Source organism: Sharpea porci (assembly GCF_009695655.1).
Taxonomy (GTDB): Bacteria; Bacillota_I; Bacilli_A; order Erysipelotrichales; family Coprobacillaceae; genus Sharpea; species Sharpea porci.
Genome location: NZ_VUNM01000045.1, coordinates 1 through 12566 on the forward strand (window position 1 = coordinate 1; position 12566 = coordinate 12566).

General features: G+C 33.2%; 7 protein-coding genes. All 7 read right to left on the bottom strand.

Annotated elements, in window-relative coordinates; genetic code table 11:
* Positions 1-149: 149 nt before the first annotated feature.
* The 7 genes from FYJ79_RS11780 to FYJ79_RS11810 all read right to left on the bottom strand — a co-directional run bounded on the left by FYJ79_RS11780 (position 150) and on the right by FYJ79_RS11810 (position 11907).
* The gene (locus FYJ79_RS11780) at positions 150-1787 is read right to left on the bottom strand and encodes a Na/Pi cotransporter family protein (protein WP_154518724.1); all 1638 of its coding nucleotides are present in this window, start codon (positions 1785-1787) and stop codon (positions 150-152) included.
* 177 nt (positions 1788-1964) lie between these two features.
* Positions 1965-3404, bottom strand: a complete 1440-nt coding sequence (locus FYJ79_RS11785) for a DUF438 domain-containing protein (RefSeq protein WP_154518727.1) — start codon at positions 3402-3404, stop codon at positions 1965-1967.
* A gap of 76 nt (positions 3405-3480) precedes the next feature.
* A complete protein-coding gene (locus tag FYJ79_RS11790) occupies positions 3481-4239 on the bottom strand; it encodes a zinc dependent phospholipase C family protein (protein ID WP_154518730.1) in 759 nt (252 codons plus the stop codon).
* Between the two features lie 1067 nt (positions 4240-5306).
* Positions 5307-6143: a transposase gene (locus FYJ79_RS11795; RefSeq protein ID WP_154518733.1), complete on the bottom strand. Its 837-nt coding sequence runs from the start codon at positions 6141-6143 to the stop codon at positions 5307-5309.
* A gap of 367 nt (positions 6144-6510) precedes the next feature.
* Positions 6511-9759, bottom strand: a complete 3249-nt coding sequence (locus FYJ79_RS11800; protein ID WP_154518736.1) for a helicase-related protein — start codon at positions 9757-9759, stop codon at positions 6511-6513.
* Between the two features lies 1 nt (position 9760).
* Entirely contained in the window at positions 9761-10399 is a 639-nt protein-coding gene (locus FYJ79_RS11805) for a hypothetical protein (RefSeq protein WP_154518738.1), read from the bottom strand.
* Complete coding sequence (locus tag FYJ79_RS11810) at positions 10399-11907, bottom strand: ATP-binding protein (protein WP_154518740.1); 1509 nt, start codon at positions 11905-11907, stop codon at positions 10399-10401. The genes FYJ79_RS11805 and FYJ79_RS11810 overlap by 1 nt, the downstream gene beginning before the upstream one ends.
* Between the last annotated feature and the right edge of the window lie 659 nt (positions 11908-12566).

Consider the following 12566-nt stretch of genomic DNA (forward strand, 5'->3'; position numbering starts at 1 on the left):
GAAGGAACGGTGATGTTTTTGTATAACTGTCTTGCCATCCACCTGCATAGCAGGTGGTTTATTGTTTCGCGTCCTACGTACGCTCAACTGTCTAAAGACTAGATACAAGCTTCGCTTGTACTACAAAGAAAAAACAGGGTTGCCCCTGTTTACATCTGACTGATTAATGCAGCATCATTTGTGCCTGCTTTAGAAATATTGTAAGAGTGATCGCCTGTTCTTTCTAAGTCCTGAAGAATCTTTGTAAAGACAATACCACTTGCCGTATGACATTTATGGGCTCTTAGACGAACGATATGATCATCGAGGGCCTTATTGTTGAGGTCACGGATGAAGTTACGTAAGTTGAGTAAGCCAGCCTGATATTCTTCAAATGATTTCTCTTGATTAAATGACTGTATGGACTGATCAAAGAGCACAATGACGTTCTCATAAATTTCCTTAAATTCATCAAGTGAGCTTGCTGAATAAGTGAGTTCATCATTAATCGATGTTTTTGTACGCGTGAGAATGTTAATGGCATGATCACCAATACGTTCCAAGTCAATCAAGACGTGGAAGAGACGACCAACACGGGCACTTTCAATCTTACCAATCGGACGGCTAGTAACCATGATGATATAGTCAGTAAGATTGTTGTTGAGCCAGTTGATGACTTCTTCGTTATGAAGAATGGCTTCCTCGTTGGAAAGATCTCTTGTCAGGAATGCTTCACATGAATGCACGAAGTTCCATCTGACTAAATCAATCATACGTTGTACTTCTTTTTCAATAGAAGCAATCATGGATGCATTGTATTCAACAAGCTTTGGATCGATATAAAGGAAACGTAAGTCACTTGCATGTTCACGATTAGGAATAATACGTGTAGTAAAGCGCACGATGACATTAACGAATGGTAGTAATATTAAGGCTGTTACTACCTTGAAGATAATATGACCAATGGCTACCTGAACGGAACCATTGTTTGATAAGCTCGTGATAAAGCTTGTATATGGTGTAAAGAAGGCTATTGGTGTAAAAATCAACATACCAACGACATCAAAGATAAAGTAGACAAGTGCTGCTCTTTTGGCATTTGTCTTAGCGCCAATAGAAGACAGGAAGAGTGGCATTGCACTTCCGACATTGACACCAATAATCATATAAATCGCAAATTTCATTGGCATTAAGCCCTGCAAAGCAAGTACCTGCAAGACACCAATAGATGCTGATGAAGATTGCAGGATGGCACACATGATTGTCCCAACAGCAAGTCCAACAAGTGGATTATTGGCACTTGTGATAAAGGCTTTAAAAGCAGCACTGCTCTTAAGCACACCCATCGCCTGATCTCCAGACATATACTTCAAGCCAAAGAATAATAAGCCAAAGCCAAGAATAATTTCACCAGTATAAATCTTATTCTGTTTACGTGCAAATATCACTAGCACACTACCGATAAAAATACAGGCTGTGGAAATCACCGAAACATCCAGGGCAATCAATACCGCTGTAATTGTCGTACCAATATGGGCACCAAGAATAACCCCTGTTGCCTGTGCTAAGTCCATGATACCGGCATTTAAAAAGCCCATCAACATGACGGTTGTTGCTGACGAAGACTGAATAATGGATGTCACAAAGACCCCAAGCAAGAATCCTTTCAGCCTATTTCTTGTCAGCTTTTCCAATAAATCTTTCATCCTCTTACCGGCAACCTGGTTGATTCCATCACTCATATAGTTCATACCAAATAGGAATAAACCAAGTCCCCCAAGAAGATTAACAATGTTGAGAATACTCATACTTCTCTAACCTCTTCATTATAAATTTTCCCTAAAAAAGTCAAAATCATTATAACACCTAAAAGAAGTCTCTAGAAGTTTTTCTTTAACAAATTATTAACACGAATCATTCATATCGCTAACAATTCCTTAACATTATACTTACATATTTCTATGTTTAATATATTTTCTATAGGATTACTTAGAGTCTCTTTCCTTAAAGACTTCACCAAAGTCTTCCACCATTTCTACACAGCCAACATATTCCCCCTGATCATAGACAGCCATATATCTTACCCGTACATCTTTCATCCAGATATCCATATGATCACGTTCTTTCTTCTTGAAGTCATCCAATAATGCTTCAACCATTGGTCTGACTCTAGCAGGATGGCAATCATAAACAAGCTTACCAATACAGCTCTTTGGTCTAGGGAAGATATGCATCTTGTCTTTGAAATACAGGACATGATCATTGGCATCAATATAAGTAATATCCTGTGGTAAGGCTTCAAGCATGATATTGAGCTGGTTGATGGATAATTCTCCTGTAGGCATTTTAATGATGCCATTTGTGAATGAAGAAGCGCTTTGTGAAGCTAAGAAGTCTTCAGCTTCTTGCCAGGCAAATGTCTTATTGACAAAGCTAGCACCCATGGCTTCTAAGTCTTCATAGACATGATACCAGTCTTCTTTTGTGAAGTTTTCCATGGCAAGTGGGAAGAGTATTTCCTCTTCCTTGTAGATCATTTCCTTCATGCGATTTAATACGCCTTCAACATTACTTCTTTCCTGCTCATACCATTTCTCTTCATTGATTGTACGAGATAAACGGCTTAATTCCTGCTTGATTTCATCATCAACGCCCCACATGACCTGACTTGGTCCTGGATAGCCATAGCGTTCTAGTAAAGGCATAATGAGTTCTTCTTTTTTCGCATAATGAGGCTTAATGCCCTTCAGTTCAACAATAGCCTTATAAACAGCTTCACGATGACCTTCATTGTTAGCCTTTAAAGCATCTTCAATCTTCTTTTCAATAATTCTATTTTCCAGTCTTAACTGACTTACGGGATGTCCCATGTCAAGATTAATACCTCTCTGGGCATCTTCTTGAGCCATGACTTCCTGTTCTGTACGGCCATGGAATAAGGCTGAATGAATATCACAGAGCTTCTGGACACGTTCAACGCTCATGCCTTCATCAATTAAGTGCTGTTCGACACCCGTAATCTCTCTGACTGAAACATTCTCAAATGCCTTCACAAAGTCAGCACGAACACTTTCCAAGTCTTCTCCTCTATTTAAGCGTTCAATCATATCTCTTAAAAGCAGTTCCCTGCCTTCAGGTGTACTGTCATCTTTGACAATTGCCTGTTTTTCTTGTGGTGCATCTTCTTTATCATCATGACTGCCATAAACACATTCAAAGCCATAAGCATTCAGTTTTTTTATGACATCATTAAGATCATAGCCTTTCACACCACATCCCTTAGGGATCGTCATCACTCTTCCCATCATTTTAAGTGAAATAGGCTTTGTGATTTCCTTAAAGCCAATTTCCGCCATAATATCAATAAGTTCAGGATACTCTTCCACAAGAGCAGCCACAGTTTTATTTAAATCTAATTGTTTCATAGTAATCTCCTTTAGTTCTTATCAACTAACTTTATTATACAAAAGGCAAAAAGAAAGAATGTTGTCATAACAACATTCACTCATAATTATGATCAAAACGTTCAGACAAACTCTTTTTATTGTAATATGCATCAATAAACTGAGGAATAATCTCAATTGCTTCCCTTAAAGCAATCATATACCAATATCTTACTTCATTCACATCATCAACATATTCTTCACTTGGCTTATCAACGACAAACATATTGGTAAAAGGAATATGAGCAAGAGCAGTAAGTTTTTTAATAATCATGCGTACATCATGATATTCATTATAGACAAGATTATTGTAAAAGCGAAAGCTCTTGATTGCTTTATGGGCTTCTTTGTCCGTGATATGAAGGACACGCCCAATCGTTATACTCGCCTGCTCATCCGCAATAAAGCTTGTGGCTGTTGACATGATGGCTGGATGTCGATCACTAAGAAAACGCATATCCAGGTCTCTTTCTAATTCATAGTGTTCAAAGTCATCATGTGTCACTTTATTAATTACCGGATGAGCTCTTGAATCCAATAAGTAATGCAAGGCAAAGCCAATCAAATAGACAAGTGTTGCATCATCTTCATATTGAAAACTCTCTTCAAAGAATTCTCTAGCAGGAAGTTGATGCATTTTTATACCGATATCCTGCACTCGATTCTTTTTTAAAGGATGGTAGTAAAACAGTAAGTCCGGTCCCTGTAGACCTAAGTTGTAAAGATTCTTATATTGTTTAATCAGTGTCTTATGATCACTATTCATATATCTAAGTAAGTCATCACCAAAACATTGATGTGTATAGCTTGCTGGCATGAAATCACCTCGCTATCAGTATAAACATAAAAGCTAGCTGACGCTAGCTATATGTCTTTATAACAGTTATAAAATATATTATTTTATTGTTCCATATCATTCCATATTTTTAGACCTATCTTATATACGAAATCTTGTTAATTATCAATCAAACAAACTTCTTTTTAAGTAGCTTTAAAATCATTTATATGGGTGATGATAATATCTAAACATTTGTAGTGAACATTTATCAGTAAGTACTTTTGAATAATTGAAGCATAATCCCAAATAAGGAATTTAAACAACAATACTAGGAGGCCTTTTTCTTGAATCTAGGCTGCAATGGTCTTAGGAAGTCAAGGATGTCACCATCATGAAGAACAAATTAAACAGCATGCAAAGCCTAGAAAAAACTCTCTAGTTGACTTTATCTAAAGATTTTCTGATGAATATAAACAGATGACATTCTTCATATCAATCAAGTTCTCTCAAGGATTTAGTAGTATGTCAATTTTTAGAGCAATATTAAGATTCGTTTTTTCTGTATAATAACCATGCACCCGACTATTTGATTTCTTTGCTTTTGACTATGTTGTTCGCTTTATCTTTATAGTAACTCCCCATATTCATCTAGAGGAAGATAGTTACAATGTGAATGAATTCTCACCGTACTATAGATTCGTCTATAAATTTGAATATAATTAATATTTCCTCAAGACAGTTTATTATCTTGTGGAATCTTATGCAAACACTCTCTACCAATGAATGTCATGACTCGATGCACGGCACTGTCCCAAAGCGTACCCTTCTAGAAATATCACCTGAATCATTCCCATGTTGTAAATATCCTCGGGCCGTCATACCGAACGAAGAACATTTTGAAGAAGCCTGTGGAGTTAAAGGAAAAGAAATATCACATCACCTGAACTGAGGAAAATTAAATCACCCATTTTGTGAAAATCAATATTACCATGATTAACTCCTAGAAAACTACGAGACAAAAATGACATGCGAAAAAGCGATATACGTTGATTCTATCAATATATTTCTTTCTGTATTATCATTATTTGATAGGGAACTTCTCTCAGTTAGCCCCTACGCATGGACGAATCTGCCTCATATCTGACAAGGGCGTTACCAATGACCAGATTGGTCATAGGCACGTACTTCCTGATATACTTTGCCATCTTCTCTATGAAGTGTCTTCCGGTATATCTGTGGTTGAACCTGAACTCCTGCTCAGCCAGCAGCAGTGGCATGTCCCTCTTGCATACGCTCTTATAGATGTTCTTGATGTTGTTCTCGAAGTTACTGGCTATAATATTGAGCCACTTCATCTTGTGATTTCTGTCGCTGTAGTCAACCCGTGAGTTCTCAAAATCCACATAGTCCTTCATCCACATGAAGCATTTATCGTTATCAGTGGATTCCTTGCTGTCCTTGTCCATTGCCACGTGCTTGAACATGAAGTTCCTGACAGGGCTGGCCTTGTGTCCAGGAAGGACATGAAGCTTCATGTGCCTGGGATACTCGTTGTCACCGTCAGCGGAAAGAACCATCAGGATTCTGAACTTTCTCAGGTATCTTCTGGCAGTCTTGACTGAGACATCGATGATATTGGCTAGATCAGGGGCACTCAGCCCCCTGTTGCTTGTGAAGAAGAGATAGAGCGCAATGAATATCTGAAGAATGGTAAGGTTGGAGTAATCAAAGATAGTGCCACCAAGCAAGGTATGCTGTTTGCCGCACTCCTTGCACTGAAGGATGTACCCGTTCTTGATGTCACTTCTCTTTATGAGATAGTACTCATGGCATTCGCATCTGTCACATACGAACCCTTCAGAGAACTTGATTGATATAAAAAGCTCAACCAGAGAGTCCTTTCTAGGCTTAGCTTTAGCGTTTTGATGTAATTTATTCTTCATGACGGTGACCTACTTGACTTCCTAAGACCATTAGTAGCCTAGATTCAAGAATTAGGCCGCCTGTAAGGCCTGTTAAAATCCCTAATACGGGATTTTATTTCGATTCTTCAAAAAGTGCTTACTGAGAGATGTTCCCTATCAAATATCATTATTCTGACTGTAAAATATAAAACTTAAACTAAATTCAATAGTCTGTGAATGCCACTTTCATGAGTGGCGCTTTTTGTCTGGAATGAACAACAGGATAATTCAGGAGAAAAAGGGAGTCAATAAATATCAGCATACTTCTCGACTTCCCTTATCATTTTTTAAGCAAATTTAATTATTATTAACTTCTAATCCAAAGATATTTATGGCAACACAATTTTTATTTTCGTTTATTAAATTCATCGTATTTTACCCATAGTAAAGGCGAATTCGTACATTTATTTTCTAAAGAAAACTCTAAATTTAACTTTTTAGGATTAGGCAACATAGTAGGATAATTGTCATAATACGTAATATTTTCATAGGAGGAATTTATTAAAACATCAATAACACTTTCTGTTTTGATGATTTTCTTTGTATTTTTATCCTGTAAGCATATATCTATACCTGCATTTTTAACAACATTAAATCCATAAAATTTCTTATTTATATTAGAAACTTCTTTTGATTTTAAACTTATACTGTTCTTATTACCACATAAAATAGTTGTTTCGTAAACCTTGCCACCTACATTAAACTTATATATTCCATTTTCTTTATCATAATTTACTAAATCAAATTCTTTTTTAACTAGTTCTAATAATTTTTTTCTAATTTCATCGCTATAAGTTGACTTGTCATTTTTATCAGACCAAAGTTTATCAAGAGCATCTTTTTGCATATCATTTCTAATATTTTTTAACATTTCCAAACTATCATCTTTTTCATTTTGTAGTATCGCATGTTTTATATTTTCAGCAACCACATCAGGAAATTCTCCAATAGCAATGTTCGCTCCAATTAATCTCTTTTGGATTCTGCTATACATTTTAGCTTCAACACTATTTGGATACCACACATTGTAAATATCAACTTCATCAGCTACCTGGCCAAGACGAGCAATACGTCCTATCCTTTGTTCTAATCTAGCTGGCGTCCATGGAACATCTACATTAATCAATATTCTTGCAGCTTGTAGATTTATACCTTCCGAGGCGGCATCTGAACAAAATACAATTCTTATTTTTTTTGAAAATAAAGCTTCTTTTATTTCGGTTTTATCACATTCTTTATAAATTTCTCCACTAACAATTGTAGATTTATTCCCTGTATAAATTGCATATGGATAACTAAATTTCTTATTTTTTAAGTTAAAATGTTTAATTAAAGCATCAACCGTATCAGTATATCTAGTGAACAGTAGTACTGAATCACCATTTTTTAAAACTTCCAATGATTTTTCTATTGATTTCTCGATTTTCTGATCCCCTTCATTGTTTAAAACAGTATTAATTTGAGTAATTAATGATTCCAAACAACAACACTCAATATTAATAGCTCTTTTTAAATTATTGATATCAATATTTGAATCAATTAATTTATCAAAAGAATTAGAATCTTGATCTAATAAATCATCCTGATCAAAGTCATCGAAGTCATCAATATCATTTCCATATTCAATATTATTAACAAATTGATTGAATTCAAAATAATTTTTTAGAGCTTCAATCTTATTCATCCTTCTCTCCAAACTAATCTTGCAGGAATATAGAGAAGACGCAACTCTTTGCTGATAACTTATTTTGATAAATGATATATTAAATTTTTTATCAGGATGTAATTCTCTTTCTACTGAAAAACATTCTTTATTTAAATAGCTATATACATTTGCATATAGTAATTTAATTTTATCCGACTCATATAGTGATATTTCTCTTAAATTACGTTTTGGAAACTTATATCCGATTTCAGACAAAGATCTTCTAGTATTTCTAATGGTCAACATTCGTGCTGGATGCAGTTTAATGAAGATATTTTTCAAAGTATTCCATTCATTTTTTACGAACATTGCGTTCTCAAAATGATTATTTTGAGCATATAAATCTTCAAGTTCTGTTAAAAGTGATTTTTCGACATCAGTTAATAAAGACAAATCCGGTCTCATTTCTTGATTAGTGTAATGCAGCAATGAGACTATTTTATTAGCATCAGATAAATCCTCAATTGAATCCTGCATTATAAATCTTAAAGAATTTAAAAAGCTTTGTTCTTTTTGCCAAATCTTCGGCAACCCTAGTAAATTTAGCATTGCATGATATTCTTTAGCATTCTTTTGCATTGGAGTTGCAGTTGCCAAGATAATATGTGGAATTTTTCCCTTAATTTTTTCCAGCATTTTATACATTTGAGTTTTTTTAGGTTTACCTGATAAATCTTCACTAATTCGAGCTGAATGAGCCTCATCTACCACTAACAAATCTGGTAAAATCGTACTTTCCTCAGCTAGTAATCCATTATTATTTTTATTTCCTCTCGCATATTGAGATGACATTAGTATCAAATTAGGAGAACCATATCCCAATGGATTGTTGTTTCCCATTAAAATAATTTGATTATTCGATGATATGTATTCTTTCTTATTAGAGTCAAATAACCAAGTATCAATATTAAAATTTTCACTTAATTCCTCTTGCCATTGACGCAAAACAGATTTAGGAGTCAAAATAATTATTCGATTAACATTACAATATTTATTTAAAAAAGAAATTGTAGCTGCTGCTTCAAAGGTTTTTCCTAATCCTACTTCATCAGAGAACAATACTCTTACAGGCCATCGAGATAAAGCATCAATAACAGCTCGTTCTTGATGCATATATAATGAAGGAATATTTCCTGAAACGAAAAAATTCAATGGCATTTCTGCAATAGAAGCCAATACATTATCAATAGATGTCGTTATCAAATTCTTTAGACTTTTATATTCGGAGCCAAGAGATTTTTTTATCATCGCAGCAGTTTCTTTTGTGATATCAAGTACAATTACATCATTACACTGATTATTCCACAAAGTATCAAAAAATACTTTTTGATCATTAACAGCATCCAGATTATTCCACGATGTTGCCACCATCAATTGCTCAAAGTTACTGCCCAAACCATTTCTAGATTCATTTGGACTACCTACTGCAGCAACTTCATTGTCATCATTATCTTTAATAATAATAGTTTTAGGATGAAATATACCCTCTCCTAGAACAGTAGCAGCCTTAACAGTTAGCAAACCTTCGTCAATCATCCAAGCTAAAGTTGCAACTTTTGTCTTATCTAATAAATCAGAAAGAGAAGAAATCTCTTTTTCTATCTCTTCTTGAACTTTTTGAATATCGTTTTTTAATTCTTTTCTTTTTATCGAGGCATCAATAAGTTCTTTTGGAATACTATGCACACCAACTATAAGTCTCATAGTTCCTTTATTTCTATGCAGTGATTCAATACCATTTGCAATAGCTAATAAAGATTCGATAGAAAAAAAGCCAGCTATTCGATCGTATTTCTTTGCTACACAGAGAGATGGTAATAAGAATTCATTTAATATATTTTCACCCTTTCCTATATAGCTTCCTCTAATACCTATATCTAACAAGCCCATACTATTTACCTAATATTTCAAGAACTTTATCACATAAATCTTGATCATCATCCATGCTATTTCTAGTAAACACATTTCCTTCAACTAATCTTTCTAAAATTGAAATAACCCATGCAATTTGTTTTTCAGTTAAAGATTTTCCTCTTCCCTTTTGGGATGCAATACTTTTTAAAAACTTAATATCTTTTTCAGATAAAATTTTATATTGTTCGGCTTTCATCCTAATATTTTTAATTTCAGTTGCAGTCAAACTATTAGCTTTTTGTTGAGGTGTTGGTCCAGAAATATCAATCATACTTTTATAAACTAACTCGCTATAAAGCACTTTAGAATTTTTTTTAGATTTCATAGCAGCTAGTGCCTCATCAAGTTCATCACAATTTGCATTTGCTAACATAATCCACGTTGTTTTGGGAGGGTTGATTGTAGAAATCTTTTCGATTATATCATCATCTAATTCAGACAACGATAATAATGCATCTAACTCAGAAGGCGTTGCTTTGATATAAGCAGCTGTCGACATCAAATTTAAATTAGCTGAGTAAAAATCATTCGAAATTTTATAAACTTTCTCGGCAAGACTTATATTTTTTTGATTCCACACATTTTTTATATTATCTAGCGCTTCTATTTTATCCATTAAGAATCTCCCTTCTTCTTAGTTCTTTGGTCTATCCAATCATTTCTTATTCTTACTGCCTCAGCAGAATCAAAATTTAATTTTTCTACTAGTAGTCTATAAATAGCATCAGAAGTTACTAATATTTTTTGTATATCTGAATCAATTTTATTATTCCATAATGGATGATTCTTTATTACTATAACCTCCAATTCTTTTTTACTTTCTTCATTAATGTAATCATCATTATAGATATAATCAAATGCGAAATCAGTTTTACCTGCTTTTTCTAAATAGCTAATTTCAATTTCACCATAATCTTCTAATATTAAAGATTTTTCTTTAGCATATCCCTTTATATTGTCATTAATACTTTGTTTTATCTCATTTGAACCCTTTAATTTTGAATTATTATTCTCAGAAAATTGATTATCGATTTTTTTATCATCAAAATCCAAATCATAATCATTACTTAATCCTTTAATAATCCTTTTCAATTCCATAGGATTACGTATATTACCTTTTTTACTTATATCTCTTGAAGCTTTAACAATTCCTTTTAAATATTCTTCCATATGTTTAGAAGCTAATACCCATTTAACTGATTGTTGTTTCCCTTGTTTATAGAAAGTTGCTTCCAAAAAATCCATATTGACTTCTCCGATAATTCTACTAGTCATTAAATGCGCTTTAAACCAATCTTTATTCCATTTTTCAAGTAACTGTTTATTGCGATAAATATTAAAGCCATAATTAGTATCATTGTGGGTTGTACTATCTAATGCCATCCATCCTGTAATAACACATGTCGTTTTAGATCCATCATCTTCAACCACATCGAATTTTTCATTAATATCAATTTTTGTATTATCAATGAATTTATAAATTTTAGGAATAGCTTTAACTTCTGTTCCATCATTTTTAATCAATATGATAGTATCTCCCGTCTCAAGATGGCCTTTAAAAGCTTCCCCCAAATAATCAAGAACAGCACCCAAATAGATATTTTTATCTTTTAATTTTTTTATTACAAAAGCTGTACCATGTGAGACAACGCCCATAGGAGAAGATTTGAAATGTATAGAATCCTCAATTTCAACATCCCATGCATCAGCATTTGTTGGTCTTGAGCTGTAATCTTCAATATTAAATTCTACATGATATTCTCGATTTTCATTCTCTGACTTTGTATAAATTTCATAAAACTTTCCTAGTGTTGAACAAGATGTTTTGAAACCCATCCCAAAATGACCTTTCGCACCTTCACCACGTTCAATATGTTTAGACATATCTTCGGCGATACAAACAGCTTTTTCTAATACATCTAGAGTCATTCCTTTGCCATTATCAATAACTTTAATTTCCTCATTACGTAAATCAATAACAACATTAATCTTATTTTGCCCAATTCTAGCATCAAAACAATTTGCAACTAATTCACCAATTGCTTCTGGTACACTTTGATTGGTAGCACCTATTGTTTCCATCAACCGTGGAGATGGATAATTCTTTACGATATGTTTTCCCATATTTTAATCCCTCATTTCATTATATTTTGTATTAGCTCATGAGTCTCTTATAACTTACTATTTAACAATCTCCTCAATATCATCCCATTAACGACATCGGTATTTACATTTTTTAATTAATATGTCCATGAAATGAATTATTCCCTTTCTATTATTGTTACGTATATTGACTAATTCCAGTTTAGTAGAAAACTGAGTCTTATTTTCATTACCCTCAAACAATAGTTTAATAAATTCTTGTAAAATACTTGTTTCATAGTAACTTTTCAACTTTCCTACATTATTAATATTATAAATAAATACCTACGAATCATAAAGGTAAATCTTTCTGTTAATCGAGTTTTTTCTATTATTTCAAATTACGAAAAAATCAATAATACAGATTCATGATTTCCATGATTAATATTTAGTTTCGATAACCAATAAAAATTGAAATTAATATTATAGATTCATTATGTTTGATGAAAAAGTACCTCATAGTGTAAAATATTTTGTGTAAATTCGATTTGTCGAATTTATTGTGTTCTATAAAAGTTATTTAATAGACAAAAAAGGCATACCCCTTGTAAAATGATTTCTGCAACAAAAACAATCAAAGGAGTATACCCATGAATCATTTTACATCATTGCTTGTCAGAAATCTATTAAATAACGACCAC